Below are 24,601 nucleotides of genomic sequence, written 5' to 3' on the forward strand. Positions count from 1 at the left end.
TTTGTCTTTATTATACGATCTTTTATATTATTTTAATAAGAAAAGCGGACAAGTCCGCCTTGGCCTATGAAAAAATAGGAAATTTGACCCTGAATGAGCAGCGAAGCGCGCAATGGGGCAAATTTATCTTTTTTTCACTAGGTCAGGACTTGGGAGCTAGACATTGATGGCTGAACTTATAATCCCCTAGTCTATAAAAAAACCTTGCAACTGTCAGTTAGACAATTACAAGATTCAAATGATTATTTAAATTCTTTTTCGTAAGCAAGCAAGGCTTCTGTTTCGTCACCTGTTGTTGAACGAACAGAGTAAACAATATTTAAGAAGTGCTCAGATACACGTTGTAGCGAGAATAAAACAGAGTAGATGTTTTTCGATACTTCGACTGAACAGATTCCTGAGTTCAGACGTGCAACGTGCTCTTTACGTGTTGCAGAAATCATTTTAATAATTTTCTTCTGAAGCTCTGCTACATCTTGGAAGTTATCAACTTCACGCGTTTTCAAGGTGTCGAAACCTAAATCGAACATATCAGAGATATTTCTGTAAATCTCTTGTAATTCCTCTTTCGTTTGTTCTGAGAAGGAAAGCTCACGTTTTTTCAAATCGTTAGTATCTTTAAATAGTAACATCGCATAGTCACCAATACGTTCAACGTCATTGGCAACATGATGTAAACTACCAATTAAAGCTTCATCATCAGCAGATTGCGTTGCAGATGAAATTTTAATAAAGTAGTCTGCAAGTTGACTTGTTAAGAAGTCAATGCGGTCTTCTACTTCATTAATTTGTTTCTTTTCGCTCGTATCTCCTTTGATTAGCGCTGAAAAGGCACGATTCAAGTTTTCTTTTGATAAAACAGCCATATCAAACAATTCCATTAAAGCTTGCTCGATTGCAACTGTTGGTGTTTTCAAGAAACGTTCTTCGATATACTTCAACTCTTGATTGTCTTCTTTTTTATCTTTGATCATTTTATTAACCAAGTTAACGAGTGGATCTAAGAAATAAAGCAAGACAAGTGTGTAGACTGTATTGTAAATCAAATTAAATGTTGCCAAGCTAAACTGTGGTTGAGCTGGGAACATTCTTTCAAAAACGGAAACAATTGGTGCTCTGAAAATCATTAAAATAATAGTAAAGGAAATTGCCCCAATCAGACTTGTTAGTACGTGGAATAAGGCAATGCGTTTTCCTTTAGCATTTGTCGTTAGTGATGCCATAATCCCATCACTACATGTTCCAATGTTTGCTCCCATAACAAGGAAGAAGGATTGGTCAATGTTTTGAATAACGCCAGTTGCTAAAAAGGCAATAAAGATACCTGTTGATGCTGAAGACGATTGGATAATCGCTGTAAAGAGAATACCTAAAATAACAAGTAAAATCGGTTGTTGCATAATTTCAAATTTAAAGACTTTAGACAGTTCAATACTCAATATTGAATCAGCACCGCCGATAGCTGATTCCATTACTTCCATACCGATAAATAACATACCAAATCCGATTAGAAATGGCGCAATTTTATTTAGCTTTTCATTTTCAGTTGAGAAAATAATCAAAACTCCCACGAAAGCGAAAGCCGCAAATACAGAACTGATACTAAAGCCACCCTTGCTAACACCTGAAAGAGCAAATATAAAGGCTGACAACGTTGTTCCAACTTTTGATCCTAAGATAAAGCCAGCACCCTGCTTCACAGATACAATACCTGCATGGGCTAAACCAACTGTCATGATTGATGTTGCGGAAGACGATTGAACAAGTGCGGTGGCACCAATACCGATACCATAGTTCACTGTTCTGTTTTTGTTAATTTTCTTGAAAATATTTCTAATTCCGGATCCTGCGCTCTGTTCTAAACCATTACTCATTTGCTTCATACCAAACATAAATACGGCAACGCCGCCTAGCATAAGCAGTACATCCATTAAAATCTCCATTGTATTTCTCCCAATTTCCCTTCTTGATTTCCTATTTTTTTTACACTTCGTTTCGTTTTTCTAAAAGCACTACGCACTCCACATGTGTCGTATGCGGGAATTGATCAACCGGTTGAACTGTGATCAACTCATAACCAAAATCTCTTAACCAGGTTAAATCATCGGCTAAACTCTTTGGACTACAAGAAATATAAACAACCTTGTCTGTCCCAAAGCGAGCAATACTTCGCATCACTTTTCCACCAGCACCACTTCTAGGTGGATCTAATACGAGTAAATCTGGGAATCCCCATGTTTCTTTTAAGTCGATCAATCCTTGGCGGGCATCACTTACCACAAAATAGGTGTTGTCCAATCCATTGTCGGTCGCATTTCGTCGTGCAGATAAAATTGAATTTTCCACAATTTCAATACCTGCGAGTTCTTTACTTTTTTCGGCAAGCGGAAGACTAAAGGTTCCCACCCCACAGAATAAATCTAGTACGCGCATATCTTTGTTAACGTCGGCCATTTCTAGTGCCAGTTCAACTAGTTTTTCAGCTTGAACAGGATTGGCTTGGAAAAAGGTATCCGGCCAAATGCGGTATCGGAAACCATTTAATTCGTCATTCATGTAGTCTCTGCCATGTAACACATATGTGGCATCGGCTTTGACACGTTCTGTAGCTGAGGCATGTTCAATCCATTGTAAGCTGACTAGATTGGCGAACTGCTTCGTTAAGCGGTCAACCAAATCATCCACTGCTAGTTGAAGTTCCGTTGGTTTTTTGGTTGCATAAACAACAACCATTAACTCGTCTAGCGCAAAGGAATAGCGCAGCAATAAATTACGCAATAGACCCTCTTGTTCGATTTTGTCATAACCAGATAATTGGTGATGATGTTGCCACTCACTAACGATTTTCTTAACCTCAATCATCATTTTAGGCGCTAAAATAGAATCCTCCAAGTCAATCACTCGGCGGAAATTCCCTTGTTGAAAGAGCCCTAGCTCACCATTTGAACCAAACGTAAACTCCATCTTGTTTCGATAGCGGTTTGGTTCATCCATCCCGATAATCGGTTTAACAAGACTTGTATCGAAATTCTTTTCAGCTAGGTAGCCTTTTACCATATCCATTTTATAGGCCAATTGATCCTTGTAATGCATGTATTGTAAAGGTGTACCGCCTGGAACAAGCTTATTCGTTGGAACTTCTAAATTCCGAGTAGGACCTGGCTTCAATAATTCATCATACTCAACGACTGCTTTACCACGACCTTTTGCGTTGTCAATTGTTACACGAACGACATCTCCTACCACAACATTGGTCACATAAATATGTAAACTTTTTCCATTGGACCCTCTGTCAGGTGGGTGGATATGACGGGCATAACCGTAACCATCTGAATTAAGTTTCTGAATTGTAATATCAAGTACTTCTGCTGGATAACGCTTTTTTTCCATTTATTCACCTCAAAGGTTTGTTGTACGACTAAATCTTTGAACTGACACACAGTCATTCATGTAAATTTCTCAATCTTGTTTATTATACTAAAAAAGAATACAAAGCACTATAATATTTAGATGAGAGAATGAAAAAAAATCACATTTGCTTGGACAAGCTTGCTTATTTGGCTAGTCATGAAAGCTTTTAGTGGTTAATTTAGCCATTAGAGATGTGGCAAAATTATTATGCTTTTTTTCTTAGGATTGCACAGGGTGTGAGGTTTTCCAGAGAAGTGTGACTAATTCATTGGGTTAGTTGACTTCCCATACTTATCTTCTAAGAATGCAATCGTAGCAAGTATTAATTTTTCTAGTGCATCAGTGTTTATGTCGGAGAGTCGCTTAGCGTAGATACACGCTTTTCCCATTTTAAATTTACCCAGATTTTCTAATAAATACTCGTGCTCTGGATTTCCTGTAAAGACATATAAGGAGATGGCGGCTTTGCGAGGGGAAAATGCCACTAATGGCCAATCGCCTTCTTGTTTGCTGCGGTCAGACTTATAATGGTACTTTCCAAATCCAATCATCGACTCACCCCACATCTTAGGTGGATAGCCAGTCACTTTTTGCATAAATCTCACTAGTTCAAAACTATCCTCACGCTTTTGTTGGGTGTTTGCGAAGGTGGTGATAAATTCATGAACGTCTCCATCATTTTCCTTAGTTTTTAACTCTGCCATGTTAATTCCTCCTCTGTCTGTGTTAAGTCTATTGTAAAGCAGCACAATGTTAACAACAATGAATAGGATTGTTGGTATCGTAGAATTTGAAAGTCCTTTTCGGTTTCAACTTCCGTTCAAACTAGCAAAACCCTCTTTTGAAAGCTATTTTTTACTTTCAAAGGAGGATTTGATGTGTATTTCCGTTTTTGAAAATGGAATTCTGTTTGCAAGAGAGGTTTTTAGCTCAAATTCCGCTGTTGCAAATGAAAATCTGCTTGCAAAGAACGTTTTTCCGCATAGAGACACAAAACCATCCCAAATCTTTTTGGGATGGTCAAATCTTTATTTTTCTACGCGTGCTAGTGCGACTACGGTTTCCACGTGGAACGAGACAATGCCGTGAATAACAACAGTACAGGGGAACAAATCCACCCTCTATGTGTGCGGGAACATATCGACCAAATAAATCTGAAAAACTGTCAGATAATTTTGCATTCCATCTGCAAGTCATAGGGCTCGTCCTCTATGCAGGAAGCAATGGGATCAGCGCTCCGGCGGAAGCCCATTGCGGTGTAAAAACGAATTGTTTCTTCCGCACTGCAGCAGGAAGCATATAAAGCATGCGCCCCCCGTTTTAAGGCTTCTTGCCTGGCAGCATCAAGCAAGGCGCGTCCTATTCCTCGACGGCGATAATCTGAAGAGACATGAAAACTGTCGATAATCAGGCGGTCTTTGTTCAGTCGTGGAAGTAGCATAATCTCGCCAACTACTCGATTTCCTTCAAAAGCACAGTAGGTCACATATTGCCCGCTGAGAATCTCCTCTGCTTTTTCAATGCGGCGTTCATCATCCCAGTCTTCAGTAAAGGGATTGTAAACCAATCTCAGCTGACCATCTTTTAGACGGTATACATTCTTCACTTCTTGATATCGCCTAAAATCATTAAGAGAATTGCGACCGAAATTGTTTTTATTAGCAAGTTTTATTTCCAATGAATTTATCCTTTCTTACGAATATATTGTATGTAGGCGTAGGCTCATTTCCTATTTTCTTGACAAAAGAACTACCATCTCCACATGCGGTATCACATTAGTCTTATACAATTTAACAAAACTAATTCTCTAGGGGGTAAATTTAGAGTTTTTTACCCCTTTTGATTACACTTACATCGTTGAGTACCTTTTATTTTCACGTTATAAATAATCAAATTCATATTGTAAAAAATATTAATCTTACTTATTGTAATATCTATCACAATAATTCTCTATATATTTTATAGCATTCTCTGTCCCATTTTCTTTAGATAGAGCACTTTTTATATCCTGAGCCTTTTGCTTTACTTCAGCTTTTTCTAATTCTTTAAATCTACTGATTAGTTCTTCAGTTGTAACTTCAATTTCTTTTATGGGTTTTAAAGCATATCCTAACTTATATAGTCTATTTGCCCAAAAAGGCTGATCCACTGCAAAAGGTATAATTATTTGTGGCTTGCCACTTTTTAATGCAGCTGCCATCGTTCCAACTCCACCATGATGTATTATTCCTTTAGCTAAAGGAAATAACAAAGTATGTGGGGCTGCTTTTATTGTTAAAATCTCTTCTTCCTTTTCAAAAGTAATTCCACTATTACCCGCTATAATAATTGCACGATTATCGGTTTCTTTTAGTGCCTTAACTAATTTCTCCTTGAATAGATCTGGTGACTTCAGGGGCATACTGCTAAAGGAGATTACAATGGGTTCTTTTCCCAAATTAATAAACTTCAGTATTTCTTCCTCAAGTACTTCAATTTCCGTATCAAGATAGAAAAATCCTGGTAAATACACTTTATCTGCCCAACTTTTCACATCTTTAAATAAATACGAACTAATAGGATAGATGATAGGTATCTCTCTACCATCAATGTTAAATGTGTACTCACCACTTTTTCGCTTAGGTAAGTTTAATGTTTTCTCTCTAAAATCATTTACTTCCTTAATACTAGCACTTTCTGCCTTATCCATTACTTTATATGTTAATTTATTTATGACTTTACCCAAGTTTCTGGTAGGTGATATTGCTAGATTCGGAAACTCTTCAATTGGATAGGTTATTGGAACGGGCGGCATACTGATACAAGGAATGCCTAAAAACTTTGCTATATCAGGCGCTCCAAAAGCTTTCGGATGATAAATAATTATATCTGCTCCTTGTGCACTTTTATAAAAGTCATCTAATGTTTTTCTAAATGCTGGATTCACCACATCTTTTAAATAGCGCTTAGTCTTTATGGGGTGTTTCAAAGCATCATTAAATACCATTTTCCCTTCTTCAGTCTCAAGCATAGCCATCAAATCACTTGTAGCCTCTTCAAACGCAACACCATTTCCTTCAATAAAATGTTGAAAACTTTTCCCGGTACATATTACTGCACTATGCCCTTTTGATATTGCGGCTTTTGCTAGGGCAACATAAGGTTGCACATCCCCTCTTGAACCAAGTGTAAATATTGCTATTCTCATAAAAATTCCTCCTTATATACAGACTGTTTTAATACTTTCGCCCATCTCTTATATTTCCCCATAATATCATCCAATTCAACTTTTTCATTTAACTTTAATCTATTGGATAAGTAGCCATCCAGTAATAGTATCAACATTTCTATTATTTGTTCTGGTTTTATATCTTCTTTAAATTTTTTAAGTTCTATATTGCTAAAATACTTTTTAATTGTGTCTTCTGCCAAATTAACTGTATCCAAATTTATTATGTTCTGAACGAATTGTTGGTCAGAATTACGGACTTTATCTAAAAAATCTATCAAATATGGATTCTCAGCAAAGAAAATACATTTGTTTTCTATTACTATTTCTAATTCTTCAAAAAAATCAGTTTTATTAGATAAGTCAATTCTAAAGACTTTACTGGCTCTTAGTTCCTCTGCATAATTATATAAAAACGCAAATATGTTTCCTTATTCTTGAAGTAATGAAATAATAAGCTCTTAGATATCCCAGCGCTTTTCGCTATATCTTCTGTAGATGCTTTTTTATATTCAAATCTTGCAAAATATTCAATGCCTGCATTAATTATATCCATCTGCTTTTGTGATTCTAACTGATAAAATCTTTTATTCATACTTCCTCCTATTGAGCAAATCGGTTAATCTATGCATATAAGTATAGTTCGTTGACTATTCTTTTCAAGGCCCTAATTCTTTAAAACTATATGCTCTAAGTAAAAATAGTTTTTATTGTTTGTTCATTATGGTCCATTGTGTTTAATAAGATATCTAATCTGCCTTTAGCACTAAACTTCACCCTTTTGATAAAGGTTTTGACCCCACGGAGTAAGTTTTTGTCACCCCCTTATGCTCATTATGGAAAACCTATGCCTTAACTAAAATATCCTTAGTTCGGCGTAATAGTTAGACCACCTACACAAAAATTCTCTCAAACTCTTAGTCTGAGAGACATAAACGCACTTAAATATTTTCGGTTCTATAATATATGGTGTTGGTGAATCGAAATTGAACTGCCCCCTGTCAAGTAGACAGGTAAATAAACAAAATCTTTGTCCCATGTATGATACTGTTCATGCATGGTTTTTTTATGCCGGAATGCTTAAGCCCATTTTTAATGTCACCCGTTGGGTATTATAAAAACCAATATATTGTTCAATATCACGCTCTAATTCTTCAAAGCTCATATAAGTCTTCAGCCGATACATTTCTTCTTTGATAATGCCCCAAAAGTTCTCCATTGGACCGTTGTCAATGCATTTTCCCACACGAGACATACTGTGGGTGAGTTGATGTTTCTTCACAAAATTATTAAAGTCGTATGACGTGTATTGATATCCCCGATCGCTATGAATAAGCGTTTGGGTTGATATAATCTTGTCTTCAATTTGGCGAACTGTATCACGAACTAAGGCATTATCATTACGTTTCGATAGTTTAAAGGCTACGATCTTATTTTCGCCATAATCCAATATGGCACTAAGATAAGCTTTGGCGTTCTCTCCATACTTAAATTCAGTCACATCGGTTAATAAGACTTCCATCGATTGATAGTCCTTTCGGAATTCTCTATTGAGGACATTATCGGCGATATGTGCAGGATTGTGGGGCTTGTAACGATATCGTTTCCGACGGATAACAGCTTTCAAGTTCAGTAATTTCATCAAACGATAGACACACTTATGGTTTACTTTAGCGTTCATGAAGTGGTTCAGATAGATAGTTATTCGACGATAGCCATAAATACCTTTATGCTTTTCATAGACTTGAAGGATTAATTCAACAAGCTTTCGAAGCCGTTTTTCCGACGCAGTCGGCTTGCGTTTCAACCACTTATAATAACCCGCTCTGCTCACACCCAAAGCATCACAGAGATGGATTACTTTGTATCCTTCTTTTTGTAGTTTCTTGATCGTTTGGTATTCCGCTTCATACCTCGTTTGCGTGACATCAACTCTCTTTCCACTTCTTCTAACTTTTTTAACGCTACGTTCTCCGTTTCTAGATACTCATTTCGTGCTCTTAAAGCTGCATTTTCAGCCCGGATTCTTTCTTCTTCCGTTTGAACAGAGTTTGGTTTGCCGTGACCTCGTCCATCTACTAGTCCGTCAGGACCATGCTTCTTATATTTTTGAACCCATGAATACACGTTATTGTAGGATACCTGATACTTCTCAGCAGTTTTTTTATAAGATAAACTATTAGCTAGGCAGTCTTGGACTATTTTGATTTTTTCTTCTTGTGTTGATTTTTTATCTGTCATCGTATACACCTCGGATTTTGGAGAATAGCTCCTCATTTCTTCCCCTTTAGTATACTTGTTTATCCAGCTCCTGACAGTATCAACTTTTGGGATATTATATTTAACAGCTAGCTGACCTATAGGTAATCTATCTTCTAAATATTCTTTCACGACTAAGTCCTTAAATTCTTTGCTATATTTATTGGACTTAGATTTAACTTGAATCCCACTAATTCCATACTCTTGGTATCTTAAGACTTTATCCCAAAAGGACGTCCAATTAATTAATAAACCATAGGCTTCTTTTAATTCTTTGAAACTGATTCCTTCATTCAGATACATCAAAATATATCTTTCGATTTCTTCAGTTGTATGTTTACTGTTTGAACGCATAAAAATCCCCCTAAAGTAATTTTACTTTTTTAAGTGTCTACTTTAGGGGGAGCATATCAAATGATTCACTAACACCATATATTATAGAATCAAAAAACCATCCCAAATCGCTTTGGGATGGTAAAATTATTATTTTTCTACGCGCGTTAGTGCGACTACCGTCTCAACGTGTAGTGTTTGTGGGAACAAGTCTACTGGTTGGGCTTGAGTTGCTTCATAGCCGTTGTCAGCTAGGATTCTTAAATCGCGAGCTAGTGTCGCTGGGTTACAGCTGACGTAAACGATCCGTTTAGGGTTTACAGCTACGGCTGCTTCAATGAAGGCTGCATCCAATCCTTTTCTTGGTGGATCAACAACGATCACGTCTGCTTTAATACCTGCTTCTGCCCATTTCGGCATAACTTCTTCTGCAGCACCGACTTCAAAGACAACATTGTCAATTTGGTTGTTTGCTGCATTTTCTTTGGCTACTTCAATCGCGTCAGGAACGATTTCCATTGCGTAAACTTGTTTCGCTTTTTGAGCTAATGCCAATGAAATTGTACCAATACCACAATAAGCATCAATCACTGTTTCTTCACCGCTTAGTTGAGCGGCTTCTAATGCAAGCTTATAAAGGATTTCAGTTTGTAGTGGGTTAATTTGGTAGAAAGATTTTGAACTAACACCAAATGTTAAGCCTAATAATTGGTCATGGTAACGGTCTTCGCCGTGCAAGATAATCGTTTCTTCGCCTAAAATCACATTGCTTCGTTTTGGGTTAACATTTTGAACGATACTGACTACTTCTGGCAAAGCTTCCAAGATAGCTGGAATAATTTTGCTCTTAGGGAATAGTTTCGCTGTACGTGTTACTAAAACAATCATCATTTCACCAGTGTAATAACCGCGGCGAACCATAATGTGACGGATATTCCCGATATGTTTACGTTCGTCGTAAGCTTTCACATTGAATTCTTGCAGAATGTCACGAACTTTTACAATCGCTTCATCAATCTTTGGATCTTGAATATGGAAGGTTTCCATTGGAATCAATTCGTGAGTATTTTTACGGAAGAACCCTGTTTGCAGTTTTCCGTCTTTTTCACGAACCGGAATCTGTGCCTTGTTACGGTAGCCCCATGGCTCGTTCATACCGATTGTTGGTAGAACTTCGATATCTGGTAATTTTGCAATACGCTTGAAGTCTTGCGTTACCATATTTTGCTTGAATGCCAGTTGTGCGTCATAACGCAAGTGTTGAAGTGGCATCGTTCCGACACGTGTTCCTAACACGTCACGAGTTGGAATACGGTCTTGAGATGTCGTTAAGCGTTCTTCAATACGAGCGAAGCCATATGATTTGCCTAATTTCGTTACTTTTACAATTGCCGTTTCGCCGGGTAAACCATCAACCACAAATAATGGATAGCCGTCAACTTTCGCTACGCCTAGTCCTTCAGAAGTTAAATCTTCGAAGTTCACCTTTATCTTTTCATTTTTTTTTACAGGAAGTTCCTGATAGTTGTTCGTCATGTCTTGCTCCTTCTCGCTTCTATAATGAGTTCTTACTTATTATACATCAAAGAACGACACTATTCTCTAAAAGCTTATCCAAGTCATGATTTAATTTTGAAAAAGGAATGATTTCTTGCGGTACGACGGGGATTTCCTCGACGAGCAGTTTTCTCATCCAAATGCAATCATACCAACTTTGGAACTTATAGCCGCACTTTGGAAAATGGGCAATGGTCTCATAGCCTAGCTTCTCATGAAATCGGGGGCTGCTATTGGTTAAGTAAGGATTATCTCCTTTTGTGTAGGCGATGCACGCAACGATTTGCAGAATATGCTGTTTTTTTAACAATTCTTCTAATATCTGGTAAAGTCGTTTGCCAAGGCCGTTGCCGCGTCTGTCTTGTTTTAAGTAGATGATCGGTTCAGCGGACCAAGCGTAGGCTGCTTCCTTTCGAAAGGGTGTGGCGTAGGCATAACCGACCACTTCGCCCGCTTCCTCTGCCACTATAAATGGGAATTCTTGGCTGATGGTCTGGTATTTTTCAAGAAAGGCTTGTCGGCTTGGAATGTCGTATTGAAAGGTTATCGCCGTATCGGTCACATAGGGTGTGAAAATGGCCAATAGGTCATCGATATCCGTTTCCTTTGCCAAGCGAATAATGGGTTGTGTCATTTTAATCCTCTAACTTTCATTAGTTGTTTGGTTACTGGTTTTCGAGTTCGCTAATCTCAATATTAACGGCTACTTTCGTACCACCAAATTCTTCTTCGATATAGTCTTGCACTTCTTGACTGTGGTAAAGCTCACCTAGTTTCAAAATGTCTGGATCATCAGCGTTTTCCGTTTGAGTGACTAGGATATTAATATTATTTTTAGTATCTTCGCCTGCTTCCTCATAGAAAAGCGAATCCTCCAACACATTCAGTCCACCTTCAAGGGCGATCGTATTGCTAATAAGAGCCGCATCCACATCCGCCAACACACGCGGTCCTGTTGTATCGTCGATTTCTTTAAAGACCAAATTCTTAGGATTGTCTGTAATATCACTAGTTGTACCAAGGGCATCAAAATCATCTGTTAATGTAATCAGCCCTGCTTTTTGTAATAAGAGTAAGCCACGCGACGCATTCGATGGATTGTCCGCAATCGCAATGACCGCCCCATCTGGCAAGTCGTCTAAGCTAGTGTATTTGTCGGAATAAACGCCCATCGGTTCTAAATAAGTGGTCGCAAAGGCAGCTAAGGACTCCCCCGACTCAGCATTAAAAGATTTTAAATAGGCCCAAGATTGAAAGGCATTGACATCGACTTCTTTATCAGCTGTAGCTAGGTTCAACTGTGGACCGCCATCAATTTCTTCAACCTCGATTGTGATACCTGCCGCCTTAGCAGCATCTGAATTGGCAATAAATTCCCAAATTTGTGCATCTGATGCCTGTGAGCCCACAACAATAGTACGCTCTTCGGCTGCTTGTTGGGATGTTTCTTCTGCTGGTGCTTGGTCTTGGCAAGCTGCTAAAAATAAAGTGGATAGTGCTGTTATTGATAAAAATAAATGCTTCTTTTTCATATCATCATCTCCTATTTTTTAATGCATGGTCATGCCGCCGGTTACATTAATCGCTTGTCCGGTCATATAAGACGCCAGCGGACTAGCTAGAAATAAAACAACATTAGCGACTTCTTCGGGCTGAGCGGTTCTTCCGAGTGGCACTTGCGAGCAATCTTCTTTGTATATGTCGTCGGCAGTCATCTTGCGGATGAGGCCACCTTCGATTCTTTCACGGTGTTTCATTTCTGTTTCCACAATACCGGGACAAACGGCATTGACTAATATCTGGTCGGCTGCTAGTTCCTTGGCCATGGTTTTGGTGAGGCCCAAGACGGCGTGTTTGGATGCAACGTAGGTACCCATTGCGGTATAGCCATTTTTGCCGGCTTGGGAAGCAATCTGAATAATGCGCCCGCCTGCTTGTTTCTTCTGCAATAGTTTACCAACTTTTTTGGAAGTGAGGAATACGCCACGTGCATTAACGGCCATTACTTTATCCCAATCTTCTAGACTGCTATCCACGACTAAATCCATAGTGGAAATGCCTGCGCAGTTGACTAATATATCGATTTTGCCAAAATAATTTAAGCTTGTTTGAAGCCATTTATCAATATCGGCTTCATCAGTGATATCGACTTTTGCGGTCGCAAACTGTTTATTTTCTAGTTTAAAGTCTTCTTGGTAAGCATAGTCTGCTGAAATAACTGCGGCACCTGCTTGGCGTAATTTCTCAACAATGGCTGCCCCGATGCCATTTTTACCACCTGTGACTAAAGCCACCTGCTGACTTAAATCAATTTGAATCACGTCTACATCCTCCTTTTATTGATCAGAATGAAAAATAAAATTGTCTTGAACACAAAAAAAGTCCTTAACAAACAGATCCGTTTGTTAAGGACGAAAAGATTATAGTTAGTCTTTACGTGTTACCACCTTATTTTGTGCCGCCTCACAGCAAGCACCTCACCAGGTACAATTATAATACCCTGTTTCTGTAACGGGAACGCCCGTCAATGTCTCAGGTTTAGCTAGCTAAACGGTCGACAAAGCCACTCAAAGATCATTTTCCAAACAATCGCTATCCCCTCTTCTCAGCTACCGAGGTTTTCTGTCATATATTGATTATCTGTACTTTTCTTTTCATTGTGTTTTTTAATCATTCTCATTTATTTTTCATTTAAAAGAATGATACACTTGAAAATAGGCTTTGTCAATTCATTTTTTATGCAGTAATACCACCGTCTATAACGAATTCAGCTCCTGTTGAATCGTTTGAAGCTAAGAATAAGACTAGTTTGCTGACTTCACTAGGTTCAGCCATACGTTTCAATCGCATCATACCAACCATTGCTTGATTTTGATCGAAGAAATATTAACGTTTGAGCCGTTTTCTGTTTCTGCCACAACCTGTTGCCAACCAACTTCGATAAACAAGCGAACGTGTGATTCGCCCATAGCTGCTGCGCCACCTGTAATAATAGCAACTTTTCCATCCAATTTTCATTTTTAAAAAATGTTTCTCTAGCTTTTATATATCTTTAGATATAGTATATATAGTGAAGTTTTCAATAGATAAACACTATATATGGTGTTTAATGAATATGATAGGAGTGATGGTAGTGGCTACAGAAATTTCCTCCACTTTAAAAAAAGGGTTTGACTCATTGAATCAAGATATCGAGCAATTCGAGGCTGTCTTTCCAATTACGGAAGACATGCATATTACGTATGACGGTGTTGCGCGCTTAGTGATGCTGGATCGCTACTCCTTTAAAGATACGAAAAAAGTCAGTCTAAAAGAGGGTGACTTCGTCCTTTTAACAATAAAAGAAGATCCTAAATATCCCGCTCGTGGTACGGGTACTATTCTATCGCTTGATTGGGATAAAGGGACCGCTCGTATTTTAGTTTCTGAAGAATACCAACAAAATATCGATACATTTGGGATGAAAGAAGAAGGTATCGTCACACGTTCCATTATCTCGCTTGATAAACCGCTTGAATTATTTTATGAACAAATCGCCATGCGTAATGCCCATGGATTGGCTCAAGTTGAGATTTCTCCTGAAAAACGTTATGACGCTTTTGTAAAGTTTTATGAAGAACAAAAAGTGAAAAACTTTATCCCTGCTGGTCGTGTGTTATACGGAGCTGGTTCGGGTACAGATGTGACTTACTTTAACTGCTATGTGATGCCATTTGTTCCGGATTCACGTGGTGGGATTTCTGATCACCGTAAGGAAGTGATGGAAATTATGAGTCGTGGCGGCGGGGTTGGTACAAATGGTTCAACACTTCGTCCCCGTCATGCTCTAGCGAGAGGGGTTAACGGTCGCTCATCTGGATCGGTTTCTTGGCTAGATGATATTGCGAAATTAACGCACTTAGTTGAACAAGGTGGGTCACGTCGTGGTGCTCAAATGATTATGTTATCCGACTGGCACCCAGATATTGCTGAGTTTATTATTTCTAAAATGCAAAACCCACGTATTTTACGTTACATTATCGAAAACTTTGACGATGAACAAATCCGTACGTTGGCTCATGATAAATTAAAATTCACCCCATTCACTGCAAAAGAAATAAATATGTATACCGGTATTGTCAACTACAAAACCATTGCAGGTAATGGTGGCTTTGATGAGTCAGTGATTCGTGATGCTGAAATCAAACTACGTGATGGCGGTACGTACTCCGTTAACGACCCTGAATTCTTGACCGGTGCTAACATTTCGGTATGCATTACCGATGACTTTATGGAGGCTGTTAAACAGGATAGTGTCTATGCTCTACGCTTCCCAGATGTTGAACATTATTCTAAAGAAGAGATGGCAATTTACGACACGGAATGGGTAAACGTTGGTGATGTCCGTAAATGGGAAGAAATGGGTCATGCTGTCCGTACTTACCGTACGATTAAAGCGCGTGATTTATGGAAACTGATTAACATTTGTGCGACTTATGCAGCAGAACCTGGTATTTTCTTTATTGATAATGCTAATAAGATGACAAATGCATCGGCATACGGCCAACAAGTTGTGGCAACTAACCCTTGTGGTGAGCAGCCTCTTGCACCGTACTCAGTATGTAACTTAGCTGCTGTTAACCTGGCTGAAATGGTCAACAAAGACTTGCAAATGGTTGACTTTGCTAAATTGGAAAAAACAGTCCGTATGGGTGTTCATATGCAAGACAACGTTATTGATTCAACGCCTTACTTCCTAGAAGAAAACCGTAAGCAAGCTTTGGGCGAGCGCCGGGTTGGTTTAGGAATTATGGGACTGGCTGATATGTTAATCTACTGTGGTGTTCGTTATGGTTCTAAAGAAGGTAACCAATTAATCGATCAAGTCTTTGAAACCATTGCTGTAACAGCTTATGAAGAAAGTATTGAATTGGCAAAAGAACGCGGCAGTTTCCCATTCCTTATTGGTGAAACAGGTCGTGAAACACAACAGCTACGTGAGAAATTTGTTAACTCAGGCTATATGAAAGGTATGCCTGAACATGTACGTGAAGGTGTCTTGAGATACGGTATCCGTAACTCTCATCTATTAACGGTGGCACCAACTGGTTCAACAGGCACGATGGCTGGCGTTTCAACTGGTTTAGAGCCATACTTCAGTTTTTCTTACTTCCGCTCGGGTCGTCTTGGTAAATTTATTGAAGTAAAAGCTGAAATCGTTCAAGAGTATTTAGACCGTCATCCAGAAACAGATCCGAATAACCTGCCTGATTTCTTTACAACGGCTATGGAATTGTCGCCGGAGGAACACGTTGATGTTCAAACGACCATTCAGCGTTGGGTTGATAGCTCGATTTCTAAAACTGTTAATGCGCCTCGTGGTTATACGGTTGAACAAGTTGAGAAAATTTACGAGCGCCTCTATGATGGCGGTGCTAAAGGTGGTACCGTTTATGTTGATGGTAGCCGTGATTCGCAAGTGTTGACATTGAAGGCTGAAGAAAATCAATTCGACGATGTTGACGAAACAAATGAATCAGCTAAAGTGAATAAAGATAAAACATTCTTAGTTGAAACAATTGCTGACCTAGAATCAACAGATGTGACAATCGGAAATGAAATTGGCGATACTTGTCCAATTTGCCGAATTGGTACGGTTGAAGACTTAGGTGGCTGTAATACCTGTAATAACTGTGCTGCACAATTAAAGTGCGGTTTGTAATAATGAGTTAAAAAAGAGCGAAGACGGTTTTAGCATCTTCGCTCTCTTTATGTTGTGTGGTTTGTATATGTTTTGGAAGTTCGGAGAGTATTTTTGCACTGAACTTCCGTAAAATGCCTTTTTGAGTGAGTAGAAACTGATTTTTAGCTTTCTACTCACTCTAAACTGCTAAAGCTTACAGTTATTTGCTTTCAATCAAGTCGTGGTATACTGGTAGTACTAGATTATAAAGGATTTGAACATATGAGCAGAGAAGAAATTAACCAAAAATTGGCGATTCTTCCCGAATTGCCAGGCTGCTATATTATGCGTAATAAGGATAACGACATTATTTACATTGGTAAAGCTAAAAATCTTCGGTCACGCGTGAAATCCTACTTTCACTCCAAGCATGAAGGTAAAACAGCTTTGTTAGTAGCGGATATTGATCATTTTGAAATCATCGTAACAAAGACGGACAAAGAATCTTTGCTACTTGAGATTAATCTAATCAAACAATATCAGCCTAAATACAATATTAAATTAAAACAAGGAACCATGTACCCTTATTTAAAAGTAACCAATGAAAAAGATCCCCAACTCATTATCACCTCTGTCGTCGAAAATGATGGTGGTGTTTATTTTGGACCTTATCCAAACGTTTATGCAGCTAGCGAAACGCAACAATTTATTCAAAAAGTTTATCCCCTTCGCAAATGTAACAAAGGACAAAAGCGCGCCTGCCTCTACTACCATATGGGCCAGTGTATCGGTTGCTGTGATCACGATGTTTCTAAAGAAGAATATGATGAACAAATCAAACGTATTTCTCGCTTTTTAAATGGTGACGTGAAAGAAATCAAGCAAAACCTCGTTACAAAAATGCAAGCAGCTGCCGGTGATATGAATTTCGAGCAAGCCGCTGAATATCGCGATCAAATCCGTTACATTGAAGCAACGGTAGAAAAGCAAACCATTATGTCACGCGACTATACCAACCGCGATGTCTTTGCCTTTCATATGGATAAAGGCTGGATTTCGATTCAAGTCTTTTTACTTCGTCAGTCAACTGTTATTAAGCGTGAAGCCGCCCTTTTCCCAAGTTACGGCAATCCAGAAGAAGAACTTCTTTCTTTTATTATGCAATTCTATCAAGAACAAAATCATATTTTACCAAAAGAAATCCTCGTTCCAGAAGGCGTTGATGTAACCTTACTAGCTGAAGCACTCGATATTAAAGTTCACGTTCCTAAACGTGGCAGTAAAAAAAGTATCCTTGATTTAGCAATTACCAATAGTGAATTGGCTCTGACTGAAAAGTTCATGTTAATTGAGCGCAGCAAAAACAAAACGGTTGGGGCGATTCAAGAATTATCTGAGGCACTCGGCCTGAATTATTTAGAAACGATTGAATCCTTTGACCACTCTAACATCCAAGGAACGAACCCGGTATCGGCCATGGTCGTTTATAAAGATGGCCAGCCAGACCGCAAGTCTTACCGTAAATATAAGGTCAAAACGGTTGAAGGTGCCAACGAATTTGCGACTACCCAAGAAGTGATTAGACGTCGCTATAGTCGACTATTGAGAGAACGCAAACCATTACCTGATCTCATTTTGATGGACGGTGGTAAAGTTCAAATTAGAGCGGCCAAAGAAGTTTTAGAAGATGAACTAGGCATTCATATTCCCATTGCAGGTATGGTTAAAAATAAAAAGCACAAAACGGCCTCCCTCATGTATGGTGATGACAATGACGTGATTGATCTCGACCCTCGTAGTCAGGCCTTCCACCTTGTTCAACGTATCCAAGATGAAGTCCATCGTTTTGCGATTACTTTCCACCGTCAGATTCGTGGTAAAAATAGCTTTTCATCGTTACTGGATGACATTGATGGTGTCGGTCCTAAAACACGTACTAAAGTCTTGCGTCACTTTAAAACGATGACTAATATTCGTCAAGCCAGTCTCGATGACATTAAAAAGTTAGGGATTTCTGAGAAAGTGGCTATTAGCATTAAAGATGCCTTCCAAAATGAAGAAAATCCATCATCTTCTGATACTTAGGAAGTCAACTTTAAAAAGAACATGCTATACTAGGATTTAGATTTCGTGAAAACGTTAGGAGGAAAAAGAAATGAATATTATTGTCGATAGTGCTTGTGATTTGCCTTTGAGCTATCTTCAAGAGCATGAAGTAAACCATTTACCGCTATCTGTCATTATGGACGGTAAAGAATATAATGATCAAATTGAGATTACAAACAACCAAATTTATGATTTTATAAAAGTAGGCAAGCATCCATCAACGAGCCAAGTGGGTCTAGAAAAATTTGATAGCTTGTTCCGCAAGCTAGCGTCAGTCGGGGAAAGTGGTATTTACATCGCCCTTTCAAGCGGCCTATCTGGAACCTATCAAGCAGGCGTTTTAGCCTACCAACAAGTAAAAGAAGACTATCCTGATTTTGATTTGCGAATTGTAGATTCTCAGAACGCCTCACTCGGTATGGCCTTGATGGCTCGTGAAGCCATTCAAATGAAAGCTGATGGCTTCAGTTTAGATGAAATTGAAGAGCGTATGCAATTCATGGTCAAACATGTGGTATCTCTCTTTACCGTTCAAGACTTAAACTACTTAGCTGAAGGCGGTCGTTTATCGAAGTCTAGTGCCTTTCTTGGCGGACTTTTAAATATTCATCCGCTGCTTGAGGTCGTTGATGGTAAGTTAGAGCCTAAAGAGAAGCTACGAGGTCGTAAAAAAGTGCTAAACCGTATGTACAAACGCTTAGAATCAGAAGCCAAATATATTGAAAAGCAAACTATTTTAATTGTTCACACGAACGAAACTGAGACGGTTAAAGAGATGAAAGACCATTTGCACGATACGCTTAAACCAGCAAACATTATAGACTATCCAATCGGAGCTGTCATTTCTGCTCACACCGGAATGGGAACAATTGGTATTTTCTATATGAATGACTATGAATAACAAAAAGGGGCTCCCAGCCCCTAAAATATATACGAATCATTGTTGCGCAAACGTGCTCAAAAAGGCAGCCCCGACGTCACTTCACGAATAATGCTCGGATGATCTACGACCATCCTGTGCCTATTCGTTCCAGTGATTCGGGGCTAAACGCCTTTTTTCCCACTCTTTTTATTTTTTACTCGGGAAAGCTACAATATTATCCCTTGATAAGGCTCTATCTTTTAAGGGTCCCTCAATTGTTTTTCTGAGATAAATAGAAATCATTGTCTCATCGGCTTCTAGGGCGTCTGTTTCTACAAGCGCATAGAGCTTTTCGTTGGAATCAAGCAGAGTCGCTAGGACACGATTATCTGCCTTTGGAACATAGCCAATTAAATAGCCATCATCCATGGTAATACCAATCGCATATCGATCAAATTCGTTGTCTTTCTCACGAACAAGCTGTAAGATTTTCCCGCGCTTAATCAACTCTTCCACAATGGATAAATCCCGGTAAGTCATTCCAGCGATATAGGTATCCAACAACTTTTTGTCGGTCAAAGCCGGCTCACTAATAATATAAGGAAGTGGCAAATTTATTTTTTCTTTGTTTGAATCATCTTCTTTTTTCAACAAGCGGCGTAAAATTCTGATATTACGCTTATTTTCTTCGAATTCAAATAAGCTTTCTAGTGCATCAGCAACGTCTTCCTCTTCCCACAAGTCTTGGTATTTGCGCAACGCCTGCAAGGCTAGTCGTCTCATTTTTGGATGATAGTAATTTAAGGCATCCAAACACCACTCTAGAGCAAACAAATCTTTTTCTAGCATGGTTTTAAACAAGGTTTCCATCCAGATATTCAATTTAAATAGGTCCCGGGATTCTTTTTCAATTTCTTCTTCGAATTTAAATGGTAAATCAAAAACGTGGTCACTCAACAAATTCGTCAGATAGTAACACACCTCTTCAAAATAATAGAGCGGATTGTTAGCCAAGAAGAAATCGAGTAAATTCAACCCTAATGGATTAGCCGCCAACCGTGGCATAAAGTCTGCCATCTCTGGTTTCATTTCTAAAAACTGTAACACACTGACGATCAGAAAATCTGTTTCCTTGGCAACTTTTAATTCTTGTAAGGCGACATGTTGCCATTTTGGTTTATTTAAAAAGACTTCAATCATCCGAATCATTTCTTCGTAGTTATTAAAACGCTGATCCCAATAGTCACTCAATTGCTCCGTTTTATCAAGCTGTTTTTCAAGATAAGCATAGTCCCGCTTCCAGCTATCAATGACTTGTAACCAAATCATAACTAAGCCTGCTTGTTCGATAAAGGAGGTTGCAAATTCCCTTGCGTCAACTATTTTTCGCATAAAGAGTAATATATCATCTGCTAACTGCCCTTCATCTGTCGGCTCACGATAAGCTAACACATACATCGAATGGCGGTAGTTTTCGGCTGTAATCGGCGAATAGAGTAAATAATGACGAATATCAGCTTTTTGTAAGGCGACATTGACATAAATACTAGACAAAAAATCGCTCTTAATAGCGTGATTAATAATCCATTCTTTTTGTTCGTCTGACACCGCCTTGACTAAAAAGAGAGCTGCTAGTCTGCCGTAGCCATCGGTATTTTGCAGTAACTCAAATAAAAATTGATTTTCTTTAGTGGCGCTTTGACGGATACTTTCTGCTGCATAAACCGTATAGTCACTATGAAATCCTAATGTTCGCAACACTTTCATCGTTAAGTCATTCGGATAAAGGCCTAAAATCATAATACCAAGCTTTACTTCTTCTGGAGATGTACTTGTTTTTACCAGTCTCATTCCTAATTTGTAGAGCTCTTGACTGTCGATTAGTTCTTCTTCTAACAGTGCTTTGAGGCGCTCTTTTAGTTCAATGAAAAAGAGGCGCATCGGGTATTGTTTTAAAAAAGGTTGGATTTTATTGTAGGCTGTATCTGTTTGTCTAATCAGCATCTCTTTAATTATCTGGCAACATTGTAAGGCAATTTCTTCCTTTTGCGTAAATGAGATGCCATCGGTCATTAATATGAATAAGGTGTCTTCTCTTCCTGCTAGTTGTGGATCCTGGAATGTATAAGGAAGAGATGAATCGTCTTCTCTTTGCTTTAAAATTGTTTCATAAATACTCATTTTCTCGTTCATCTGCCCTCACCCTTACCCATCGCTTTAGTGGTAAACTTCTTATCTCAACTATAACACAAGTCGTCTAAACAAAAAACGAGCAAGGACAGATGTCTTTACTCGTTTTTATTTATAGACTAGGAGATTATACGTTCAGCCATCAATGTCTAGCTCCCAAGTCCTGACCTAGTGAAAAAAAGATAAATTTGCCCCATTGCTCGCTTCACTGCTCGCTAACGCATATCATTCGACTAACCCACTGAAGCGTGAAGTCTCCTGACAATTCAGGGTCAGATGTCCTATTTTTTCATAGGCCAAGGCGGACTTGTTCGCTTTTCTTACTTAGACAATATCGTTACTTTTCCCAACTAAATCTACATAGAAGGCTGCTCGTGCTGATAGTCGACGCGGTTCAATAATAAAAGCTAGCACCGTAGTCAGGCCTATTACAACAACCAAAATACCTAGTAATGCAAAAGCAGCAACATAGCTCTCATTATCACCCTGACTTGCTAATGTTACTAAGAAGAAAACAAGCCATAGTAGAATAGGAATAAAATATAAAATGCTGTAGAAAAAGTCCATTTTAAAGAGTCTCCAACGGCTTCCCTTCATGATATAAGAACTTTCAGCTAGAATATCTTTAATTGCTAAATCACGGTTATCATAGTAAATAAATTCTGCCATCGCCCATGAATAGCTTTTAATAATTCCGGGTACAATCAATAGTAGTGTCCACAGCATTAATAAGAATTGCTTAACTAATGAAAAACCAATTGATTTACCCATACCTTCTTTAAATGGTTTAAATAAGTGACCGACCGTTAATTTTTCACCATCTTGAATATCTAAAAATCCCCAAGTCAAACCTAACGTTAAAAGTGCTGAAACAAATGATGTAATCATTGTTATTATAAATTGCTTAACGCCATATGGATCACTTAAATCATTAGCAGTTATATCTGCAGTTATATCTATTGTTGAGATACCTAACACTTTTCCAAGGATGCTTTGAAGAATAAGACCAAAAACACCAACTAAAATTAAGTTAGATACCGCTGTTAAATAATTTCCTCTTAAATTTTCTCTCCCAATCATTCGAAGCTCTTTGTTCGTTTTCATAATTTTCCTCCTATAGTCATGTCAGCTTAGTCTTGAACCGGATTCCCGCAATGCGGACAGAATCTTGACCCGGTTGGATAAGCATGTTGGCAAAGGTCACACCTGCCTGTCGCTTGTCTTCCCTCTTGATAGAGGTCTAAATCTGTCAATTCAATACTAACTGTTTCATGCCGTTCAATCGCCTTACCTTTCAGTGAATCCAACACATACCAACTCTCACAGCAACTTGATTTAACCATATATTTTTTCCCAAAAGTGAAAATCGGAATAAAAAATAATCGGAATCGATTTCCTATTAAATAAACCTCGTAGCGACCAAAATGGCCACAGTTGTGGCAAGTCAATGTTTGGTTGTAGTTAAGTTGCTTGCGAAATTGTCCCACATCAAAAAATAAAAACATGGCCTGTCATCCTTTCTAACGAATTAATTGATGATTAACAAGCGCAATTGTCCAATTTCTTCTTCGTTTAAGGTAATTCCTTTACCCATCTTCGTATGGTCAGGGCTCCAGTCACGAATATCGTATTTTGGTTCGCCACCATTCCAACTCACTACGTTTAGCTCTTTCGTCCAGCCACTTTTTGAGGTGCTCAGAACGCCAATCTCAGCAACAATTTCATAATTTAAGTCAGCCATCTTTATCTCTCCTTCTTCTATTGAAACTTTTTATCTTTCTCATAAGTCTAGAGTTTTTTAGTAAAAATTGCAACTATTATTATATATTCTAAACTGTATAAAAAAAATAAACTGAGCGCAAACGTCTCAGTTTATTTTTAATTTTTAGAATGGGCCGTAGAGCTTGTAGTATGCAAAGACTAAGAATACTACCCCTGTTAACAACCAAATCATCATCAATGGACCTAAGTAGCGAACCCATTTGTTGTAAGGAATTTTAGAAATGGATAGTTGTGCCATCAATACACCTGATGTCAACATAATCGAATCCATAAACCCCGCGCCTAATTGGTAAGCCATGACAGCCGTTTGTCTTGTGATACCCACTGCATCAGCAAGTGGTACCATGATAGGCATGGTCGCCGCTGCCTGTCCTGAACCAGATGGAATAATAAAGTTAATAATAATTTGAATCACATACATAGCAACTGCAGGCAATGCACCTGCTACAAATAAATCAGCAATTTTTGATGGGCTGTAACCATAAGCAAACCCTGCATTGATCCCTGTTGTCATAAAGATTGCACCAATTTCTTGGATATACCAACCATATTTAACAACACCGAATGCAATCGCACACATACCGATAAGGAAAACCAAACCAACGATACTATGACCTTTTTTCATTTCAACAAAACTTGCTGCTTCTGTTGTATCGTCTTTATCAATATCTGAATATACTAAACTATTAGTTGGATCTTGTTTCACTTTTTTTGCGTAGCGCATAATGTAAGCTGATGTAATCAACCATAAGACAATAAAAAGTGCAACGCGTAATCCCATACCAGAGAAAGTTGGCAATTCGGCAATCCCTTGTGCAATTCCTACCGCAAAAGGATTCATAAAACCTGCACTAAACACAATCGTTTCTTCAGAGAAGCCAAGCGTTGCGCCCATGATCCCGAAAATCAATAGGAATACGGGAATCACCAAACTTTCTCTACCGTTTAACTTTTATGATGTTTTGTAAATCAACGCCTCAACTGTTCCTTTTTCATTAATAACAGTAAACGCACCACCGATTAAAAAGATAAAGAATGATATCTCCGCCGATTCAACTAAACCACGTGGAATAGAATTAATAATCGCAAAGAAACCTTGCGGATTTTGCTCTACCGCATGCCATGTTCCTGGCAATGAAATCGTACGACCGTTTTATTCGATGACATCAAATTGTCCTGCTGGAATAATCCAAGTTAACAGTGCCATTACTAACATAACCCCCATTTATAA

Annotated in this window: 23 protein-coding genes and 1 pseudogene; 3 read left to right on the forward strand and 21 right to left on the reverse strand. The window is 38.4% G+C overall.

Going from position 1 to position 24,601, the window contains the following annotated elements:
• Nucleotides 1-242 precede the first annotated feature (242 nt).
• From BW721_RS06420 to BW721_RS11925, 15 genes and pseudogenes are all read right to left on the reverse strand, one after another.
• A complete protein-coding gene (locus BW721_RS06420; RefSeq protein WP_076767207.1) occupies nt 243-1,943 on the reverse strand; it encodes a Na/Pi cotransporter family protein in 1,701 nt (566 codons plus the stop codon).
• A gap of 40 nt (nt 1,944-1,983) precedes the next feature.
• On the reverse strand, nt 1,984-3,390 hold the full coding sequence (gene rlmD, locus BW721_RS06425) for a 23S rRNA (uracil(1939)-C(5))-methyltransferase RlmD (RefSeq protein ID WP_076767209.1): 1,407 nt from the start codon (nt 3,388-3,390) through the stop codon (nt 1,984-1,986).
• A 281-nt stretch (nt 3,391-3,671) separates the two neighbouring features.
• Entirely contained in the window at nt 3,672-4,115 is a 444-nt protein-coding gene (locus BW721_RS06430; protein WP_076767210.1) for a DUF1801 domain-containing protein, read from the reverse strand.
• Nucleotides 4,116-4,576: 461 nt separating this feature from the next.
• Nucleotides 4,577-5,089 carry a GNAT family N-acetyltransferase gene (locus BW721_RS06440; RefSeq protein ID WP_198031322.1) on the reverse strand — a complete coding sequence of 171 codons (513 nt, stop codon included), beginning with the start codon at nt 5,087-5,089 and terminating at the stop codon, nt 4,577-4,579.
• Nucleotides 5,090-5,329: 240 nt separating this feature from the next.
• Nucleotides 5,330-6,598 carry a glycosyltransferase gene (locus BW721_RS06445; protein WP_076767217.1) on the reverse strand — a complete coding sequence of 423 codons (1,269 nt, stop codon included), beginning with the start codon at nt 6,596-6,598 and terminating at the stop codon, nt 5,330-5,332.
• Complete coding sequence (locus tag BW721_RS06450) at nt 6,595-6,822, reverse strand: hypothetical protein (RefSeq protein WP_156892205.1); 228 nt, start codon at nt 6,820-6,822, stop codon at nt 6,595-6,597. Before BW721_RS06450 ends, BW721_RS06445 begins: the two co-directional genes overlap by 4 nt.
• Before the next feature lie 185 nt (nt 6,823-7,007).
• Entirely contained in the window at nt 7,008-7,214 is a 207-nt protein-coding gene (locus tag BW721_RS06455; protein WP_076767221.1) for a TetR/AcrR family transcriptional regulator, read from the reverse strand.
• A gap of 471 nt (nt 7,215-7,685) precedes the next feature.
• Nucleotides 7,686-8,519: pseudogene (locus BW721_RS06460) on the reverse strand (IS3 family transposase); the annotation flags it as partial.
• Nucleotides 8,477-9,232, reverse strand: coding sequence for a helix-turn-helix domain-containing protein (locus tag BW721_RS12245; protein ID WP_076767224.1), 756 nt, complete (start codon nt 9,230-9,232; stop codon nt 8,477-8,479). The pseudogene BW721_RS06460 and the gene BW721_RS12245, both read right to left, overlap by 43 nt.
• Nucleotides 9,233-9,361: 129 nt before the next feature.
• Complete coding sequence (rlmD, locus tag BW721_RS06470) at nt 9,362-10,747, reverse strand: 23S rRNA (uracil(1939)-C(5))-methyltransferase RlmD (protein WP_076767226.1); 1,386 nt, start codon at nt 10,745-10,747, stop codon at nt 9,362-9,364.
• Nucleotides 10,748-10,793: 46 nt separating this feature from the next.
• On the reverse strand, nt 10,794-11,402 hold the full coding sequence (locus tag BW721_RS06475; RefSeq protein ID WP_076767228.1) for a GNAT family N-acetyltransferase: 609 nt from the start codon (nt 11,400-11,402) through the stop codon (nt 10,794-10,796).
• Between the two features lie 31 nt (nt 11,403-11,433).
• A complete protein-coding gene (locus BW721_RS06480; protein ID WP_076767230.1) occupies nt 11,434-12,300 on the reverse strand; it encodes a MetQ/NlpA family ABC transporter substrate-binding protein in 867 nt (288 codons plus the stop codon).
• Between the two features lie 18 nt (nt 12,301-12,318).
• Nucleotides 12,319-13,062, reverse strand: a complete 744-nt coding sequence (locus BW721_RS06485; protein ID WP_232222897.1) for an SDR family NAD(P)-dependent oxidoreductase — start codon at nt 13,060-13,062, stop codon at nt 12,319-12,321.
• Between the two features lie 442 nt (nt 13,063-13,504).
• Complete coding sequence (locus BW721_RS11800; protein WP_232222898.1) at nt 13,505-13,621, reverse strand: hypothetical protein; 117 nt, start codon at nt 13,619-13,621, stop codon at nt 13,505-13,507.
• A complete protein-coding gene (locus tag BW721_RS11925) occupies nt 13,618-13,779 on the reverse strand; it encodes a hypothetical protein (RefSeq protein WP_198031323.1) in 162 nt (53 codons plus the stop codon). Before BW721_RS11925 ends, BW721_RS11800 begins: the two co-directional genes overlap by 4 nt.
• A 116-nt stretch (nt 13,780-13,895) precedes the next feature.
• Here BW721_RS11925 and BW721_RS06495 point away from each other — a divergent pair, with 116 nt between their 5' ends.
• The 3 genes from BW721_RS06495 to BW721_RS06505 all read left to right on the forward strand — a co-directional run bounded on the left by BW721_RS06495 (nt 13,896) and on the right by BW721_RS06505 (nt 19,437).
• Nucleotides 13,896-16,469 (forward strand): vitamin B12-dependent ribonucleotide reductase, encoded by a 2,574-nt coding sequence (locus tag BW721_RS06495; RefSeq protein WP_076767235.1) that lies wholly within the window; start codon nt 13,896-13,898, stop codon nt 16,467-16,469.
• Nucleotides 16,470-16,712: 243 nt separating this feature from the next.
• Nucleotides 16,713-18,515 (forward strand): excinuclease ABC subunit UvrC, encoded by a 1,803-nt coding sequence (gene uvrC, locus BW721_RS06500; RefSeq protein ID WP_076767237.1) that lies wholly within the window; start codon nt 16,713-16,715, stop codon nt 18,513-18,515.
• Between the two features lie 70 nt (nt 18,516-18,585).
• The gene (locus tag BW721_RS06505; RefSeq protein ID WP_076767239.1) at nt 18,586-19,437 is read left to right on the forward strand and encodes a DegV family protein; all 852 of its coding nucleotides are present in this window, start codon (nt 18,586-18,588) and stop codon (nt 19,435-19,437) included.
• Nucleotides 19,438-19,605: 168 nt separating this feature from the next.
• Here BW721_RS06505 and BW721_RS06510 read toward each other — a convergent pair whose 3' ends face one another.
• The 6 genes from BW721_RS06510 to BW721_RS11930 all read right to left on the reverse strand — a co-directional run bounded on the left by BW721_RS06510 (nt 19,606) and on the right by BW721_RS11930 (nt 24,505).
• Entirely contained in the window at nt 19,606-21,591 is a 1,986-nt protein-coding gene (locus BW721_RS06510; RefSeq protein WP_076767241.1) for an HIRAN domain-containing protein, read from the reverse strand.
• A 321-nt stretch (nt 21,592-21,912) separates the two neighbouring features.
• Entirely contained in the window at nt 21,913-22,692 is a 780-nt protein-coding gene (locus BW721_RS06515; protein ID WP_076767243.1) for a DUF975 family protein, read from the reverse strand.
• Nucleotides 22,693-22,718: 26 nt separating this feature from the next.
• Nucleotides 22,719-23,093, reverse strand: a complete 375-nt coding sequence (locus BW721_RS06520) for a zinc-ribbon domain-containing protein (protein ID WP_076767245.1) — start codon at nt 23,091-23,093, stop codon at nt 22,719-22,721.
• Between the two features lie 23 nt (nt 23,094-23,116).
• Nucleotides 23,117-23,329 (reverse strand): YdbC family protein, encoded by a 213-nt coding sequence (locus tag BW721_RS06525; protein WP_076767247.1) that lies wholly within the window; start codon nt 23,327-23,329, stop codon nt 23,117-23,119.
• Nucleotides 23,330-23,473: 144 nt separating this feature from the next.
• Nucleotides 23,474-24,298: a TIGR00366 family protein gene (locus tag BW721_RS06530; protein ID WP_076767249.1), complete on the reverse strand. Its 825-nt coding sequence runs from the start codon at nt 24,296-24,298 to the stop codon at nt 23,474-23,476.
• A 24-nt stretch (nt 24,299-24,322) separates the two neighbouring features.
• Nucleotides 24,323-24,505, reverse strand: coding sequence for a hypothetical protein (locus BW721_RS11930; protein ID WP_076767251.1), 183 nt, complete (start codon nt 24,503-24,505; stop codon nt 24,323-24,325).
• Nucleotides 24,506-24,601 lie beyond the last annotated feature (96 nt).

This window comes from Jeotgalibaca sp. PTS2502 (genome assembly GCF_001975685.1).
Taxonomy (GTDB): domain Bacteria; phylum Bacillota; class Bacilli; order Lactobacillales; family Aerococcaceae; genus Jeotgalibaca; species Jeotgalibaca arthritidis.

What these genes read in the sequence shown, in the direction of transcription:
- BW721_RS06420 (WP_076767207.1), bottom strand. Translation starts at nt 1,943, where the DNA reads ATGGAGATTTTAATGGATGTACTGCTTATGCTAGGCGGCGTTGCCGTA.
- rlmD (WP_076767209.1), bottom strand. Translation starts at nt 3,390, where the DNA reads ATGGAAAAAAAGCGTTATCCAGCAGAAGTACTTGATATTACAATTCAG.
- BW721_RS06430 (WP_076767210.1), bottom strand. Translation starts at nt 4,115, where the DNA reads ATGGCAGAGTTAAAAACTAAGGAAAATGATGGAGACGTTCATGAATTT.
- BW721_RS06445 (WP_076767217.1), bottom strand. Translation starts at nt 6,598, where the DNA reads ATGAGAATAGCAATATTTACACTTGGTTCAAGAGGGGATGTGCAACCT.
- BW721_RS06455 (WP_076767221.1), bottom strand. Translation starts at nt 7,214, where the DNA reads ATGAATAAAAGATTTTATCAGTTAGAATCACAAAAGCAGATGGATATA.
- BW721_RS12245 (WP_076767224.1), bottom strand. Translation starts at nt 9,232, where the DNA reads ATGCGTTCAAACAGTAAACATACAACTGAAGAAATCGAAAGATATATT.
- rlmD (WP_076767226.1), bottom strand. Translation starts at nt 10,747, where the DNA reads ATGACGAACAACTATCAGGAACTTCCTGTAAAAAAAAATGAAAAGATA.
- BW721_RS06475 (WP_076767228.1), bottom strand. Translation starts at nt 11,402, where the DNA reads ATGACACAACCCATTATTCGCTTGGCAAAGGAAACGGATATCGATGAC.
- BW721_RS06480 (WP_076767230.1), bottom strand. Translation starts at nt 12,300, where the DNA reads ATGAAAAAGAAGCATTTATTTTTATCAATAACAGCACTATCCACTTTA.
- BW721_RS11800 (WP_232222898.1), bottom strand. Translation starts at nt 13,621, where the DNA reads ATGATGCGATTGAAACGTATGGCTGAACCTAGTGAAGTCAGCAAACTA.
- BW721_RS06495 (WP_076767235.1), top strand. Translation starts at nt 13,896, where the DNA reads ATGGTAGTGGCTACAGAAATTTCCTCCACTTTAAAAAAAGGGTTTGAC.
- uvrC (WP_076767237.1), top strand. Translation starts at nt 16,713, where the DNA reads ATGAGCAGAGAAGAAATTAACCAAAAATTGGCGATTCTTCCCGAATTG.
- BW721_RS06505 (WP_076767239.1), top strand. Translation starts at nt 18,586, where the DNA reads ATGAATATTATTGTCGATAGTGCTTGTGATTTGCCTTTGAGCTATCTT.
- BW721_RS06510 (WP_076767241.1), bottom strand. Translation starts at nt 21,591, where the DNA reads ATGAACGAGAAAATGAGTATTTATGAAACAATTTTAAAGCAAAGAGAA.
- BW721_RS06515 (WP_076767243.1), bottom strand. Translation starts at nt 22,692, where the DNA reads ATGAAAACGAACAAAGAGCTTCGAATGATTGGGAGAGAAAATTTAAGA.
- BW721_RS06520 (WP_076767245.1), bottom strand. Translation starts at nt 23,093, where the DNA reads ATGTTTTTATTTTTTGATGTGGGACAATTTCGCAAGCAACTTAACTAC.
- BW721_RS06525 (WP_076767247.1), bottom strand. Translation starts at nt 23,329, where the DNA reads ATGGCTGACTTAAATTATGAAATTGTTGCTGAGATTGGCGTTCTGAGC.